At 74.3% G+C, this 14,337-nt stretch carries 12 protein-coding genes and 1 pseudogene; 6 read left to right on the forward strand and 7 right to left on the reverse strand.

Annotated elements, in window-relative coordinates:
- Window positions 1–302: 302 nt before the first annotated feature.
- On the reverse strand, window positions 303–1,520 hold the full coding sequence (locus FEF34_RS06030) for an aminotransferase class I/II-fold pyridoxal phosphate-dependent enzyme (RefSeq protein ID WP_138052189.1): 1,218 nt from the start codon (window positions 1,518–1,520) through the stop codon (window positions 303–305).
- A 582-nt stretch (window positions 1,521–2,102) separates the two neighbouring features.
- The gene (locus FEF34_RS06035) at window positions 2,103–2,675 is read right to left on the reverse strand and encodes a TIGR03086 family metal-binding protein (protein WP_138052190.1); all 573 of its coding nucleotides are present in this window, start codon (window positions 2,673–2,675) and stop codon (window positions 2,103–2,105) included.
- 201 nt (window positions 2,676–2,876) lie between these two features.
- Between FEF34_RS06035 and FEF34_RS06040 the strand changes: the two genes are divergently transcribed.
- The 4 genes from FEF34_RS06040 (at window position 2,877) to FEF34_RS06055 (ending at window position 7,329) form a co-directional block, all read left to right on the forward strand.
- Window positions 2,877–4,508 carry a bifunctional phosphatase PAP2/diacylglycerol kinase family protein gene (locus tag FEF34_RS06040; RefSeq protein WP_138052191.1) on the forward strand — a complete coding sequence of 544 codons (1,632 nt, stop codon included), beginning with the start codon at window positions 2,877–2,879 and terminating at the stop codon, window positions 4,506–4,508.
- A 201-nt stretch (window positions 4,509–4,709) separates the two neighbouring features.
- Window positions 4,710–5,522: a class I SAM-dependent methyltransferase gene (locus FEF34_RS06045; RefSeq protein ID WP_138052192.1), complete on the forward strand. Its 813-nt coding sequence runs from the start codon at window positions 4,710–4,712 to the stop codon at window positions 5,520–5,522.
- 184 nt (window positions 5,523–5,706) lie between these two features.
- The gene (locus FEF34_RS06050; protein ID WP_138052193.1) at window positions 5,707–6,084 is read left to right on the forward strand and encodes a VOC family protein; all 378 of its coding nucleotides are present in this window, start codon (window positions 5,707–5,709) and stop codon (window positions 6,082–6,084) included.
- 600 nt (window positions 6,085–6,684) lie between these two features.
- Entirely contained in the window at window positions 6,685–7,329 is a 645-nt protein-coding gene (locus FEF34_RS06055; protein WP_138052194.1) for a DUF4232 domain-containing protein, read from the forward strand.
- A 119-nt stretch (window positions 7,330–7,448) separates the two neighbouring features.
- Here FEF34_RS06055 and FEF34_RS42625 read toward each other — a convergent pair.
- The 4 genes and pseudogenes from FEF34_RS42625 to FEF34_RS06075 all read right to left on the reverse strand — a co-directional run.
- Window positions 7,449–7,814, reverse strand: a pseudogene (locus FEF34_RS42625) (ABC transporter ATP-binding protein); the annotation flags it as partial.
- Between the two features lie 325 nt (window positions 7,815–8,139).
- Window positions 8,140–8,841, reverse strand: a complete 702-nt coding sequence (locus FEF34_RS06065) for a GNAT family N-acetyltransferase (RefSeq protein ID WP_138052195.1) — start codon at window positions 8,839–8,841, stop codon at window positions 8,140–8,142.
- 173 nt (window positions 8,842–9,014) lie between these two features.
- Complete coding sequence (locus FEF34_RS06070; RefSeq protein ID WP_138052196.1) at window positions 9,015–9,296, reverse strand: LapA family protein; 282 nt, start codon at window positions 9,294–9,296, stop codon at window positions 9,015–9,017.
- An 84-nt stretch (window positions 9,297–9,380) separates the two neighbouring features.
- Window positions 9,381–10,856: an MFS transporter gene (locus tag FEF34_RS06075; RefSeq protein ID WP_138052197.1), complete on the reverse strand. Its 1,476-nt coding sequence runs from the start codon at window positions 10,854–10,856 to the stop codon at window positions 9,381–9,383.
- 320 nt (window positions 10,857–11,176) lie between these two features.
- Between FEF34_RS06075 and FEF34_RS06080 the strand changes: the two genes are divergently transcribed.
- A complete protein-coding gene (locus FEF34_RS06080; RefSeq protein ID WP_138052198.1) occupies window positions 11,177–11,929 on the forward strand; it encodes a GntR family transcriptional regulator in 753 nt (250 codons plus the stop codon).
- 208 nt (window positions 11,930–12,137) lie between these two features.
- A complete protein-coding gene (locus FEF34_RS06085; RefSeq protein WP_138052199.1) occupies window positions 12,138–13,250 on the forward strand; it encodes an adenosine deaminase in 1,113 nt (370 codons plus the stop codon).
- A gap of 133 nt (window positions 13,251–13,383) precedes the next feature.
- Here the strand turns inward: FEF34_RS06085 and FEF34_RS06090 are convergent, their stop codons facing one another.
- On the reverse strand, window positions 13,384–14,334 hold the full coding sequence (locus FEF34_RS06090; protein ID WP_171052841.1) for a S66 peptidase family protein: 951 nt from the start codon (window positions 14,332–14,334) through the stop codon (window positions 13,384–13,386).
- Between the last annotated feature and the right edge of the window lie 3 nt (window positions 14,335–14,337).

Raw genomic sequence — 14,337 nt, forward strand, 5'->3', positions numbered from 1 at the left:
ACGCGTCGCCGCGGCGGCCGGGAACGGGCCGCCCTGGCCCCTCGCGCCGGACGCACCGTCCCCACGCGCCACCGCGGCGGCCGGGAACGGGTCCTCCGGGTCCGCTCCGGCCTGCGCGTCGTCCGTCGCGCGGGTGGGGGTCGTCCCGGGCCGGTGGGGCCGGGCCAGGGCCGGGGCGGTTCCCGTGGTGCGGTGGGTGGGGGCCGCCGGGGAGGTGGGAGGCGGCTGCTCCGTCTGTTCCGTCATCTGCGGCTCCGTTCATCGCGGGTGGGGGCTCGCGGGTCGCGGTCTCCGGGGCTGCGTCATCGCAGATCCCGGAAGGCCGATCCGAGGGACTTCAGCGCCTTGGCGACATGCGGCAGTGCGAGGGGGTCGTCGGACTCGAGGGCTTCGAGGCGTTCTTCCGGGCTCGTGCCCAGGAAGGGACTGGTGTCGACACGGGCGCGCAGTGCGCCGAGTTCGTCGCCGAAGCGGTGACCGCCGGGCACCGGTGTGTGCAGGCGTTCGCTGAGGTAGTCCTCCAGCTCCATCGAGTCGGTGACACCGAGACCGGCGAGCCGGGCGCGCAACGGGCCGAGGTCCGCGTAGAGGTGGCGGCCCGCCTGGGGCGGCCCGGCGAGGGCGCCGGAGGTGAGGACCAGACGGTGGGCCGCGTCGGCGACGGCGGCGTGCAGGGTGTTCGCCCGGGCGCGCCGGGCGGTGACCGGGCCCGGCTCCTCCAGCGCGTGTGCGGCGGCCGCCGCCACCGGACCTGCGACGAAACCCCCGAGGGCCGTGAGGATGTCGAGCACCCGGGCCCGCCGCCCGGCGGCGGGCCCCGTCGTCGGGAACCGGGCCACGGCGACGGGCCACGCGGCCGGCAGCAGGGCACCCGACAGATCGCTGATGACGGTCACGTCGTCCGGGCACATCTCGGCTGGGCTGAGCAGGGGGCGGTCGAGCGGCTCGTGCACCGTGTCGCGCCAGGTCTCGTCGCTGATGATGTGCAGCCCTTCGTCGACGGCGGCCTCACAGGCCTCGCGGACGAGTTCGGGCGGGGCGACGGTGGCGGTGGGGTCGTCCGCGACGGACAGCAGCATCACGTGCGGGCTGCCGCCCTCCGCCCGGATTCTCCGCACGGTCTCCAGCAGTGCGTACGGATCGGGCACGCCGCCGCTCTCCGCGGACGTGGGCACATGGAACGCGGGCCGGCCCAGGAGACGGGCCTGCGGTGTCCACCACGCGGGGCAGGGCCGCGGCATGAGGACGTCGCCGCCGTGCGCGGCGAGCAGCGCGAGCAGCAGCGGCTGGGCGCCGGGCGCGGCGGCGACGTCCTCGGGACGGCAGCGCAGTCCGCGCCGCCACCAGTAGCCGGCCGCGGACTCGCGCAGGATCGGCCCCCCGCCCGGCGGTTCCTGGGAGGTACGTCCGGCGGCGGACGCGAGCACGCCGGCGAGTTCGGGCAGCACGGGCAGGCCGGGGTCCGGGGCGGGCGGGCCGTAGCGGACCGGTCCGCGGCCTTCCGGATCCGTCCGCCGCATACGCCCACCTCCCGTCGCCAGGGCCCGGGATTCGGCTGCCCGGCCACGAGCCCTTTATACGGAGGTTCGGGCCCGCCCGCCGCTCCGGGCGGGCCGTTCGGCATTCCCCGGGCTCGGCGCCGTCCGGGACCGCGGCCGTGCGCGTCGCCGGCGCGCGGCGTGCTCGGACCGCGGTCACGGGATGGCGGACGATCGCGTCGAACACGGAGAACGCCGGGCGGGCCGACGGGCGCGCGGAGTCGTCACGGCACTCCTCGGAAGTGCGGCGGGGCGGTACGGGGGCCGGCGACGCGGACGGCGGCCGCTCCGGGTGAACAGCCGCGGGAAGGGCGGGGTCACGGGAGACCACCGGCGTCGCGAAGGGACGGGGGAGAGCCCCGAACGGGCCGTACGGCCGGGCCGGTCGGGACGGTCCGGGCGCCGACCGCGGTCGGTTCCGGCCGGAAGGGCGCACGCCACCATGCCGGTCCGCCGTGCACCGGTCCGGTCCGCCGTGCCCGTGTACCGGGCGTACCCGTGTACCAGGCGAACCCGTGTACCAGGCGAACCCGTGTACCAGGCCAACGGTTCGCGGAACAGGCGTCAGGGGCGGCGCCCCAGCAGGCAGAGCAGCTTCGTCTGCCGGTCCGCGCCCTCCGGCGGTTCCACGGCGGGTGCGAACAGGCCGCTACCGGACAGTTCGGCGGCGTACGGCGCGACTTCCTCCGCGGCGAAGCCGACCAGCGAGTCCGGGAGGGTGTCGTCAGCGCCGATGGCCCGCGAGAGGTCCCACGCGTGCACGATCACGTCGGCCGTCATCTGCGAGCAGTAGGCGGCGACCGTGGTGTCGCCGTACGACAGACCGACGCCCCGGTCCAGGGCTCCCGGCTCACGGAAGGCGGCCTTGGCCGCGGAGGCGGCCCGGTCCCAGGTGACGGCGGGATGCCCGCCGAGCACGTCGCCTTCGTAGGCGTCGCCGACGTCGGAGACCGAACGGCCCTCGCCGACCAGGGGCGGTACCCACAGCTGCTCGGCGGTCACATGGTTGACGAGGTCCCGCACGGACCAGCCGGTGCAGGGCGTCGGTGCGTCCCACTGCTCCGGGCGGACGGCGTGCACCCGGTCCGTGAAGAGCGCGAGGGCCTCGGCGTTCCGGTCCAGCAGGCGAGTGTCCATGGGGTTCACTGTGCTCCGGCCGTGCTGCGCTCGCGAACGCTCACCGCGCTGCCGGCCCGGGACGCCGGGCCGTCGTGAGACGGCCCACCCACCCTGCGCGGCGCGGGTGGCATGTGGAGAGGGCCCACCCACCCTCCGCGGCGCGGGTGGCATGTGGAGAGGGCCCGCTTGGATCGCGAGGACTCGGGGTACCCGCGTTCCATGCCGGCCTACCACCGAGACGGAGCACCGCGGTCCGCCGCGCACTCGCTCCCGCAGTCCTTCACGCGTGCCGTGTCCCGCGTCGTGTCCTTCCCCGAGGGGTTGCCGCGGCGCACGCCGCGTGCCCGGCGGGTCGCCTCGGCCCTCACCGGGTGGGACCGCGGGGTCCTCCACGCGGTCGCCAACCGCCACTGGCCGGGGGCCGACCCGGTGCTGCCGAGGCTCAGCAGGGCCGCCGACCACGGACTCCTGTGGTTCGGCACGGCCGCCGGGATGGCCGTCTTCGGACGCGGCGCACGGTCGCGGCGGGCCGCCGTACGCGGTGTGGCCTCGCTGGCGCTCGCCTCCGCGACGATCAACACCGTGGCCAAGCGGTCGGTGCGCAGGTCGCGCCCGCTGCTCGACGCCGTGCCGCTCGTCAGGCAGCTGAAGCGGCAGCCGTTCACCACGTCCTTCCCCTCCGGGCACTCGGCGTCGGCGGCGGCGTTCGCCACGGGAGTGGCGATGGAGTCGAAGGGCTGGGGTGCCGTGGTGGCGCCGGTCGCGGCCGCGGTCGCCCTGTCCCGTGTCTACACCGGGGTCCACTACCCGAGCGACGTCCTCGTGGGGGCGGCGCTCGGGGTCGGAGCGGCGTTCGCGGTGCGCGGGCTGGTCCCGACCCGGGACCAGCTGCCGCCGCCGGGGCGGCCGCACACCCGGGCGCCCCGGCTGCCGGCCGGCAAGGACCTCGTCGTGGTCGCCAACCGCTCCTCCGGCTCCGGGACCGGACCGCTGGGCGCGCTGGCCGCCGGGGACGACGCCACGGCCCTGGTCCGCGACGCGCTGCCGCTGGCGCGGATCGTCGAGTGCGCTCCGGAGGAGATCGAGAGTGCCCTGGAGGAGGCGGCCGGGAGCGGCTGCCGGGCCCTCGGCGTGCTGGGCGGCGACGGCACGGTGAACCGCGCCGCGAGCACCGCGGCCCGGCACGGGCTGCCGCTCGCCGTTTTCCCCGGGGGGACCCTGAACCACTTCGCGTACGACCTCGGTCTGGAGACCGTGCACGACACGTGCGAGGCGCTGACGTCGGGTGATGCCGTACGCGTCGACCTGGGCCGGTTCACCCCGGGTCCCGACGGCGCGCGCGAGGGACACTTCGTCAACACCTTCTCCCTCGGCGTGTACCCGGAGATGGTGCGCATCCGGGAGCGGTGGTCGCCGCGGATCGGCGGCTGGCCCGCCGGTGTGCTGGCCGCGCTGCGGACCCTGCGCGGCGAGCACCCGCTGGAAGCGGAGATCGCCGGGCGCAGGAGGCCGCTGTGGCTGCTGTTCGCCGGAAACGGGAGCTACCAGCGCGTCGGCCCGACACCCGGGCGCCGTTACGACCTCGCCGACGGACTGCTCGACGTTCGGGCGGTGCACGGCGGCCGGTTCCCGGGCGTGCGGCTGCTCGCCGCGGCGCTCGCGGGTCCGCTGAGCCGGTCCCCGTTCCACGCGGCCGGCCGGCTGCGGAAGCTGCGCATCTCCGGCCTGGCGCCGGGATCGCTGCTCGCGTACGACGGCGAGATCGCCGAAGCACCGACGGACCTGACGGTGGACAAGCTGACGGAGGCGCTGGTCGTCTACCGTCCCTCGCCGGCCTCACCGCTGCTCTGATCGGTTCCGGGCCCTGATCTGCACTTGTGCACTGAGGCTCCCGGGCCCCGGCCCGTCCGGGGGCCCGGCGCTCGTTCGGGTCGGGTCCGCCGCGACCGTCGGGCCGGCCGCGCATTTAGTTCAAATAGCAAGACGCAGGTCTCACCATTCGGATGACCGGCGTACGGTGGTCGTACCACGTCTCGAGAGGGGTACGGCCGCATGCCGAAGGAGACCGCCGTCTACACCCACGGCCACCACGAGTCGGTGCTGCGCTCGCACCGCTGGCGCACGGCGGCCAACTCGGCCGCGTACCTCGCACCCGAACTGCGGCCCGGTGCCGACGTGCTGGACGTCGGCTGCGGCCCCGGCACGATCACGGCCGATCTGGCGGCCCTGGTCTCCCCCGGCACGGTCACGGCGGTCGACGCCGCGCCGGACGTCCTGGAGCGGGCTCGGGGGGAGGCACGGGCACGCGGGCTGGGCAACGTCCGCTTCGCAGCCGCCGACGTCCACGCACTGGACTTCCCCGACGACTCCTTCGACGTCGTCCACGCCCACCAGGTGCTGCAGCACGTGGGCGACCGGGTGGCGGCGCTCCGCGAGATGCGGCGGGTGTGCAGGCCGGGCGGCGTCGTCGCCGTCCGCGACAGCGACTACGGCGCTTTCACCTGGTTCCCCGAAGTCCCGGCGCTGGACACCTGGCTGGGGCTGTACCGCCGCGTGGCCCGGGCCAACGGCGGGGAACCGGACGCCGGCCGCAGGCTCTACTCGTGGGCACGCACCGCCGGCTTCACCGACGTCACGGCGACAGCCTCCGCCTGGTGCTTCGCCACCCCGGACGAACGCGCGTGGTGGAGCGGCCTGTGGGCGGACCGTACGACGGCCTCGGCCTATGCGGCGCTCGCCGTCGAGGGCGGCCACGCCCGCCCGGACGAACTCGACGGCATCGCCGCGGCCTGGCGCGCGTGGGGCCGGGCGGACGACGGCTGGTTCATGGTCCCGCACGGCGAGCTGATCTGCCGGGCGCCCTGACGCGTTCTCAGCAGAGGCCCGCTGACGGGGTCGAACGGAGGCAGCGCGGCCCTCGACCGCCGTCCGCGCCTCGACCGCCTTCCGCGCCTCGACCGGCGGCCGTGCCCCCCGGCGGTACACACGGCCACTGCCGCTCAGCGGGAATCGATCTCGTGGTCCATGGGCGCCAACTACCCTCGCCGGTATGGAGATCCTCGGAACCACGCTGCGTATCTGCGTCGACGACCTGGAGGCCGCGGCCGGCTTCTACGAACGCCTCACCGGCACGCCTGCGCTCCGCTTCGAGCGCGGCGGGGTGTCGGTGGCGGCGGTGGGCTGCTTCCTGCTGATGAGCGGTCCCGAGTCGGAGCTGGAGATTCTCCGCAAGGTGTCCGCGACCATCGCGGTCGAGGACGTGGACACGGCGTACGCAACGCTCAGCGAGGTCGGCGCCAAGGTGGTGGCGGGACCGGTGCCGACGCCGGTGGGCCGCAACCTCATCGCGGTCCACCCGGACGGGTCGGTGTTCGAGTACGCCGACCGGAAGCCCGCCGTCGAGGACGCCGGCGCGCCGGGCCGCTGAGGTCCTACCGGGCACGGCGGCAGGACACGGCGCGGGACGCCGAGGCCTCGGCTCCCCCGCCGGCCGTGCCACGGTCGGCACCGCCGGCGGCGGGGCGGCCGTCCGGCGCTGCCACGGCCACCCCGTCGCCGCCGGCCCGGGCCCCACGAGTTGGCGGCGGCCGGGCACGGCGCCGGGCGCCGGCGGGCGCAGGACGGGACGGGACGGGGGAGGGAGGGTCGTTCACGAGGGTGGCCCGCGTGGGGCCGGCGTTCCGGCTCCGGCGCCGTTCCAGCGCTGAGCGCGCGCAGTCCGCCGCGTCCGTGCACGGGCCCGTTCCAGCCCGCGCACGACGCGTCCGGCGCATTGTCAGGATGCATCACCCGAATGGCTGGTTTAGGGTGAAAACGCCTGTGCTCGTGAGCAAGTGATTCGCGTCCCGCCGCAGGCGCCGCGGCGCGAACCGTGTGCCCGGGCCGTACGCCCGGGGCAGTCAGACGCCGGGGCTCGGCGCTTCGCCGGGTCGGTCCGGGCGACCTGCCCGAAGGACGTGGCCCCCGAGCGGGCGGGCCCCTGGGCGCCGCGAGCGCAGTCTCCTGCAACCGATCACGGAGGTACCGCATGTCATGGCCGATACGCACCCGCACGGGCGGCAACCGCGCAGGTCGGGGCCGTCCCGTCCCTGATCCTGCGGTGCGCGCCCGTGCGGCACGTGTCCGTACGGCCGCCCGTGCCCGTACCGCGGCTCGTGCCCGGGCACGAGCCCTGGGTGCCCTGGCCGTGGTGGCTCTCGCCGCGCCGGTGGTGTCGGCAGCCCCCGCCGCGGCGGCGCCGCCCCCACCGTGCCTGACCTCGGACCTGTCGCTGTCCTGGGCGCCCGGCGGCACGGCCGTCTCCGGCGGCGCGGAGCCCGGCAGCAGCCGGACCGCCGTCGTCGCCCTGCGGAACGCGGGGGACGCCACCTGTCTGCTGGACGGGTTTCCGAAGGTGACGCTCGCCCAGGGAGCCACGACGGAGAACCTCGTGGACCAGCGGTCGGTGTCGCACTCGGCCGTCACCCTCGATCCCGGGGCGAGCGCCCGGTTCACCCTCACGTTCCGGCAGGGACAGTCCGGCGAGGACGGGGTGATCGAACCGGTCACCGCGATCGTGACCCCGCCGAACAACACGGCGTCCACGAACATGCGCTGGCGCTGGGGTCCGGTCGCCGAGCAGGAGTCGGCCAGCCCGCCGCGCAACTTCGTGGGTCCCGTGGTGGCCGCCTGAGTCCCCCTCAACCCCTGAGCCCCCGTCACCACGGGGGTACGGGGGCTCAGGTCCACCCTGCGCCCGCCCACCGTTCTCCGGCCGCTCGCCGAGTCACACCGGCGGGCGGGCGCCTGCGGCTCCGTGTCGTCGGGCCAGATGCCGATGTGGTCCGTCTCCAGCTCCGGCACGACCCGGTCCCGCATCCCCAGCGCCTCCGAGTGGTCGGCGGGGAGCACCAGCCGGCCGGCGCGGTCGAGCATCGCGTACTCCCGGGCCACCAGTGACTCCCGGCCCGTCGCCACGTCGGCCTCCGGCCTGCGCAGGATCTCCGTGGAGGTGCGGCCGTCGCGGATGGCGACGGTGCGGCGGACCCCGGCGGCGACGGCCTGGTCGTGGGTGACGACGACGGTCGTGCCGAAGCGCTCGTTGGCCGTGCGGAACTCGGCGAAGATCTGCTCCGCGGTCCTGGAGTCGAGTTCGCCGGTCGGCTCGTCGGCGAGGAGCCGCGCGAGCATCGCGGAGCGTTCGGGCGCGGCCCGCAGCAACGACAGCAGCAGCGCGAGCATCGCGTATCCGGCGCCTGCCGCCACCGCGTGGACCCGCTCCGTGTCGTGCTGGACCGGGGTCTCCACGAATGCGGCGGGCTCCGCCGAGCGCGGTGTCACCCGGGTAGCGGGGGCGGCGCCCTCGGCGCGGACGGCCTTCCCGAGCCGCGCCGCCGTGACGGAGGTGCGCGTGGGCCGGGGCCGATCGGGACCGGCGGGCCTGGTGTGCGCGGGCCCGGCCTGTTCGGGACCGGCAGACCGTCGCGCGGGCCCCTTCCGGCAGTCAGTGCGTCTTCACGGCGCCGGTGGCCACTCGTGGAACACGGAGTTCCGCCTCGGCGGTGATGGCCCAGCGCTCGTGGTCGCGCCAGGCACCGTCGATGAACAGGAAGTCCGGGGAGAAGCCCTCCAGCCGGAAGCCCAGCCGCCGCACCAGGGCGGTGGATGCCCGGTTGCGAGGCTGGATGTTGGCTTCGAGCCGGTGCAGTCCGAGCGGCCCGAAGGCATGGCGGACGACGAGCCCGAGGCCCTCCGTCATCAGTCCGCGGCCCGCGGCGTGGGAGAACGCCCCGTAACCGAGAGCGCCGCTGAGGAAGGCGCCCTCGACGATGTTGTTGATGTTGACGAATCCGGCGATCCGGCCGTCCGCTCGATCGCAGACGAGGTAGCCGGCCCTGGTCGGGTCCTCGAGGAGCCTGCGGGCGTAGGCGAGGTAGTCGGCCTCCGTCCGGGGCGGGAAGAGCCAGGGCCGGTGGAGCAGGATGCTCTCCCCGGCGAGCGCCGTGTACTGCGCCGCGTCGTCGAGGCGGTAGTGGCGTATGAACGTCCTCGGGCCGACGGCGAGCGCCTCGGCGGGGGCGTCGGAGGCAGCGGAACCGCCGGGGACTTCGGAGCCCGAGAGTGCCAGATGGCCTTCCGTGGCCCCGGGGCCGGAGGCGTTGGTGGTGTCGCGTGGGCCAGGAGGGGGACTTGGTGCCGGGGACATGGCGCCAGGCTAAGGGCTGTCCCGTCATCACCGGTGGATCAGCGCGCGGCGTCGGATGCGGTGCATCGCAAGCCGGAGGGTCGACCTCATACTGGGCGTATTCGGGCGATCCGGCAACGCAGCGAGGTGCCGCAGCCGTCGTCGTGCGCCCGCTGGGGCTTACGGGACAGCCCTCAGCGCCGGTCACTCCTGCGGCGGCAGGAGAGGTAGGCACCGCAGAGACCGCCGACGACCCATGTCCCCAGCAGGGCCAGGTACAGGGGGATCGTGACGATGGGGATCAGCAGCCTGATCTCGACTTTCTGGGTGTTCTCGAAGATGAAGACCAGGGTGAGGACCGCGACCACCAGGGCGGCGATCCTTCCGGGGGTGAGTCTGCCGCGGAGGCCCTCACCGCCGTGCCCGCCGCTGCCCCTGCTGCCCCTGGCTCCGGTCGTCGTGTCCTTGCGGCTCATGGGACCAGGATGGACGGATACCGGCCCCATGAGGCGCGCGGAGTGGGCCGTACGGGTGAACCGTCCGGCGCCCGGGCAGCGTCCTCAGTGGTGACTGAGCACCGGCCGGGGCCGCTCTTCGGACCGCTCGCCCCGCTCCCCCACCGCGTCCGCCGGTTCCGGGCGCCGGATCAGCAGGGCGGTGACCACGCCGACGGCGAGGAGGGCGAGTGCGGCGAGCATGGCGTTGCGGTAGCCCGCCTCCGTGACCCCGTTCGCGTCGCTCCCCGCGGTGATCATGGCGGAGGCGAGGGCGATGCCGAGCGAGGCCCCGACCCCGAAGCAGGCACCGTTGAGGCCGGAGAGGGAGCCGGGCTTGTCCTTGGGAGCGGTGGTGACGGCGAGTCCGTTGAGGCCGGTGAGCATGAAACCGCCGTACGTCACCCCGAGCGCGGCCAGCGCGGCGACCAGGAACCACTCGTTGTGCAGGAAGAGGGTGGCGAAGACGAAGATCGTGAAGTTGGCGATCGCGCCGGTGACGACGACCCTCCGCCAGCCGAGCCTCGGACCGATGCGGCCGGTCAGCGGGGCGGAGACGACACCGATCAGCTGGATCGGAGTGAGGAAGAGCACGGCGGCGGTGACCGCCGACAGCCCGAGGCCGACCCCGGGGTCCTGGGCGAAGAGCGGGATGGTCAGGGCGATCGCGCCGAAGGCACCTCCCAGCGTGCAGATCGTGGTGATCAGCAGCGGCCAGGCGCGGCGGGAGGCCAGGACCTCGATGTCGATCACCGGGTCGGCGGCGGACTTCTGCGAGACGACGAAGAAGACGAGAGAGGCGACACCGCCGAGCAGGAAGCCGAGGGTGAGCGGCGAGTTCCAGCCCCAGGCGCTGCCCTGGGCGAGGCCGACGAGCACGCCGGTGAGGCCGAGGGAGAGGGCCGCGATGCCGCGCGAGTCGAAGCTGCCGCCGGTGCTCGCGGGCGGAGCCTCGGGGACGTAGCGGCGGACGCCGAGCAGGCCCGCGACGGCGATCAGCGCGGAGCAGACGAAGATGCCGCGGAACCCGATGGTGTCGGCGATCTGGCCGCCGGCAATGGCGTCGACGCCCGCGAGGCCGCCGTTGACGGCGGTGATGATGCCGGCCGCCTTGCCGAAGCCGGCAGGGCTGAGCACCTGGTTCAGGGTGAGGAACGCGAGGGTGAACATGGCGGCCGAGACGCCCTGCAGGATCCTTCCCGCGATGAAGACCTCGATGTTCGGAGCGAGGACGCAGAGCACATCGCCGACGATCAGCACGATCGCGCAGAGGATCATCATCGGCTTGCGGCCCCGGCGGTCGCTGAGACGCGCCAGGGTGACCTGCCCGATCGCGGCCATCAGGAAGAACAGCGTCTGGGAGAGGCCCGCGGCAGCCGTCGTGGTGCCGAGGCGCTCGATGACGTCCGGGAGGGCGGGACTCAGCATCGTGGCGTTGATCTGGTAGCCGAGCACGGCCAGCACCATGGCCGCCAGCATGGCGCGGCGACCCGCCAGGTCGGAGTCGGACCCGGATCGCGTCCGGCCGGGCGTGGATGACATGTCGGCCCCTTCGCCTTGGATGTCGGTGTCGAGATCCACCGATGCGTTCGTCGATACGACGGCAGCCCAGACAGGGCCTTGCCAGAGCTTGTCTGACAAGTGCCGCCTAAACAGACTGGAATCTACGGGCGTAGAACGTCAAGACCCTCTGGCTGTGAATTACGGTGGTCGGCAGCATGCGGGATGTGCCGGGACCCTGGCACACCAGGCGAAACACGGGCCGGTCCGGCGACATCCGCCAGCGGCCCCGTCATGGCCCCGGGCCGCGACGGGACGAGCGGCCCGGATTTGCAGCCTGACAAGTGAGCCGAGGAGGGGCCGTGGCAGTCAGCGGAGAGCGCCGGAGGCCGGTCGTCGTCCTGTACGAGCGGATCGCGGACGCCATCCACGAGGGAACCTATCCGCCGGGATGCACCCTGCCCTCCGAGCCGCGGCTGGCCGCCGAGCTCGGCGTGAGCCGGCCCGCCCTGCGCGAGGCCCTCCTGCTCCTTCAGGAGGACGGACTGCTGACGGTACGGCGCGGAGTGGGCAGGACGGTCAACGACAGCCCGCCGCGCCGGGGCTTCGAGCACGTCCGGCCGCTGGAGGAACAGCTCTCGGCGGGTACGTCGCCCCTGCGGGTGAGAGCGCTGCTGCGCACGGTCGAGGAACCGACCGACTTCACCACCCAGCACCTGCTCGCCCCCGCCCGGGCCGAGCTGCGGTTCTGGGAGTCGCTGCTGTCGGGCGAGGGCAGCGCGGCGGCGCTCAGCCAGGAGTGGGCGGCGGCCGACGACGTGCTGGAGCGGGCGCATCCGGCATTCGCCCGGGCCTTGGGGGAGGCGGGGGACGACGTCGGAACGTCGATGCTCGCGGTGCTGACCGGGGCCTCCCGGGGAGTGACGCTGACCGCGCACTCGGGCATCACGGCGACGCTCCTCGGCCGGCGCCGGGGGGCCCAGCTGAACCGCCCGGCCGACACCCCCGCCGTGCTGGTGACCCAGGTCGTACGGTCCGCCGACGTCCCGGTCCTGGCCGCCAAGCACATGCTGCCGACGGGCGCCCCGGCGCTCCCCGTCCTCCAGTCGAACTGACGGCGGCCGGCCGGCGACCGCCGCTCCCTGCTTCCCGCGCCGGCCACGACCCGCGAGCCCGCACCGCAGCCGGACGCCCCCGCCCCGGGCGGCGAACGCGGGACCCGGACGACCCGCGAACCCGCACCGCACTCGGGCGCCCCCGACCCGGACGGCGAACGCGGGGGCCGGACGCATCCGGTCGCGGCGTGGCGTACACTCCCGCTGCATGCACTTGTCTGACAACTCCGCCGCAGAGTCGCCCGCCGCCCCCGCCCCCGTCGCCGGCTGGATCCGCCGCGCGCCGAAGGCCGTTCTCCACGACCATCTGGACGGCGGTCTGCGCCCCGCCACGATCATCGAGCTGGCCGGGGAGTGCGGCTACGGCGATCTTCCTACCGACGACCCCGACGCGCTCGCCGTCTGGTTCCGCGACGCCGCGGACTCGGGTTCGCTGGAGCGCTACCTCGAGACCTTCGCCCACACCTGCGCGGTGATGCAGACCCGCGACGCCCTCTTCCGGGTCGCTGCGGAGTGCGCCGAGGACCTGGCCGCGGACGGCGTCGTGTACGCCGAGGTGCGCTACGCGCCCGAGCAGCACCAGGTACGCGGGCTGAGCCTCGACGAGGTCGTGGACGCCGTCAACGAGGGTCTCCGTGAGGGCGAGCGGCGGGCGGGCGGCCGTATCACCGTCCGGGCCCTCCTCACCGGCATGCGGCACACTCGGCGCTCGCTGGAGATAGCCGAGCTGACGGTCGCCCACCGGGACCGCGGTGTCGCCGGTTTCGACATAGCGGGCGGCGAGATCGGCAATCCGCCCGCGAACCACCTGGCCGCGTTCCAGCACCTGAAGCGGCACAACTGCCACTTCACCATCCACGCCGGCGAGGCCGTCGGCGCGGAGTCCATCCACGAGGCGGTCCAGGTCTGCGGTGCCGAGCGCATCGGCCACGGTGTGCGGATCACCGACGACATCCAGCTCCACGACGACGGCACGGCGACACTCGGCCATCTCGCCGCCTACATCCGCGACAACCGCATCGCGCTGGAGGTCTGCCCGACGTCGAATCTGCAGACCGGTGCCGCGAAGGACTACGCGACGCATCCGATCGACCTGCTGCGCCGTCTGGGCTTCCGGGTGACGCTCAACACCGACAACCGTCTCGTCTCCGGCACCACCATGAGCCGCGAGTTCCAGCACATGGCCGACGCGTTCGGCTACGGTCCCGAGGTCTTCGAGCGGTTCACCGTCGCGGCCGTCGAGTCCGCCTTCCTGCCCCTCCCGGAGCGCCGCCGCATCATCGACGAGGTGATCCGGCCGGGTTACTCGGCGCTCGGCTGACCGTGACGCACCGTCGGTGCGCATCGGTCCTGGGGGTGTCCGCGAGGTGTCTGCGCGTCCGTCACGGGGCCGCGCAGGCATCGGCCCGACCGCTCCCCCCGGGTCCGGCGCGGCCCGGCGACGTCCTCCCGCGTCAACTCAGCGCCGGCACCTCCAGCGTCAGTGTCCCCGCGTCGGCGTCGAGTAGCGCCGGCAGCCCGAGGGGCACGGTGAGGTTGCCCGGGCCGTGCCCGAAGCCCAGTTCCTCGACGACCGGTACACCGAGTCCGGACAGCCGGTCCAGCAGGAGCGCCCGGACCTCCTCGTAGGGTCCGCAGTCCTCCCAGGAGCCGAGAACGACACCCGCCACTCCGTCCAGCCAGCCGGAGCGCAGCAGCTGTGTGAGGATCCGGTCCAGGCGGTACGTCTCCTCCCCCACGTCCTCGATCAGCAGCAGGCCGCCGCGTGCCGAGGGCCGTGCGTGCGGGGTACCGAGGTCGGCGGCGAGCATGCTGACGCAGCCGCCGAGGGTGATGCCGCCCGCGCGTCCCGGGACGAGCGCAGCCCCGCCCGGGCCGAGGGACATCACCGACTCGGGTTCGAACAGCGTGGCGCGCAGCGACTCCTGGCCGGCGGTGTCCTTGAGGAAGTTCGCCGTGGCCGGCATGGGACCGTGCAGGGTGGACAGCCCGGCGCGGACAGCGAAGGCCTCGTGGAGCGCGGTCACGTCGCTGTATCCGACGAAGGCCTTCGGCCCGGCCGCGCGTATCGCGGCCCAGTCGACGAGGTCCACCATGCGCTGTGCGCCGTAGCCGCCGCGGGCGCAGATCACGGCGGAGACTGCCGGATCGCACCATGCCTGCTCCAGGTCCCGGGCACGGTCCTCGTCACGGCCCGCGAGATACCCGAGATCCCGGCTCTCGTCGAGGACATGGGGCATGACGACCGGGTCCAGGCCCCAGCCGCGCAGGATGTCCAGGCCCGTTTCGAGGGTGTCGGCAGGGACGGGACCGCTCGTGGCGACGACGGCGACCCTGGCCCCGGGGGTGAGCCGAGGTGGCCGGGTGAGGGCGGTCGGACCCGCCGCGCCGGAGTGCCGGTGCATGAC

This window comes from Streptomyces marianii (assembly GCF_005795905.1).
GTDB lineage: Bacteria > Actinomycetota > Actinomycetes > Streptomycetales > Streptomycetaceae > Streptomyces > Streptomyces marianii.

What these genes read in the sequence shown, in the direction of transcription:
- FEF34_RS06065 (WP_138052195.1), bottom strand. Translation starts at nt 8,841, where the DNA reads ATGTCCCCGGCACCAAGTCCCCCTCCTGGCCCACGCGACACCACCAAC.
- FEF34_RS06085 (WP_138052199.1), top strand. Translation starts at nt 12,138, where the DNA reads ATGCACTTGTCTGACAACTCCGCCGCAGAGTCGCCCGCCGCCCCCGCC.
- FEF34_RS06075 (WP_138052197.1), bottom strand. Translation starts at nt 10,856, where the DNA reads ATGTCATCCACGCCCGGCCGGACGCGATCCGGGTCCGACTCCGACCTG.
- FEF34_RS06055 (WP_138052194.1), top strand. Translation starts at nt 6,685, where the DNA reads ATGTCATGGCCGATACGCACCCGCACGGGCGGCAACCGCGCAGGTCGG.
- FEF34_RS06035 (WP_138052190.1), bottom strand. Translation starts at nt 2,675, where the DNA reads ATGGACACTCGCCTGCTGGACCGGAACGCCGAGGCCCTCGCGCTCTTC.
- FEF34_RS06070 (WP_138052196.1), bottom strand. Translation starts at nt 9,296, where the DNA reads ATGAGCCGCAAGGACACGACGACCGGAGCCAGGGGCAGCAGGGGCAGC.
- FEF34_RS06030 (WP_138052189.1), bottom strand. Translation starts at nt 1,520, where the DNA reads ATGCGGCGGACGGATCCGGAAGGCCGCGGACCGGTCCGCTACGGCCCG.
- FEF34_RS06050 (WP_138052193.1), top strand. Translation starts at nt 5,707, where the DNA reads ATGGAGATCCTCGGAACCACGCTGCGTATCTGCGTCGACGACCTGGAG.
- FEF34_RS06045 (WP_138052192.1), top strand. Translation starts at nt 4,710, where the DNA reads ATGCCGAAGGAGACCGCCGTCTACACCCACGGCCACCACGAGTCGGTG.
- FEF34_RS06040 (WP_138052191.1), top strand. Translation starts at nt 2,877, where the DNA reads ATGCCGGCCTACCACCGAGACGGAGCACCGCGGTCCGCCGCGCACTCG.
- FEF34_RS06090 (WP_171052841.1), bottom strand. Translation starts at nt 14,334, where the DNA reads ATGCACCGGCACTCCGGCGCGGCGGGTCCGACCGCCCTCACCCGGCCA.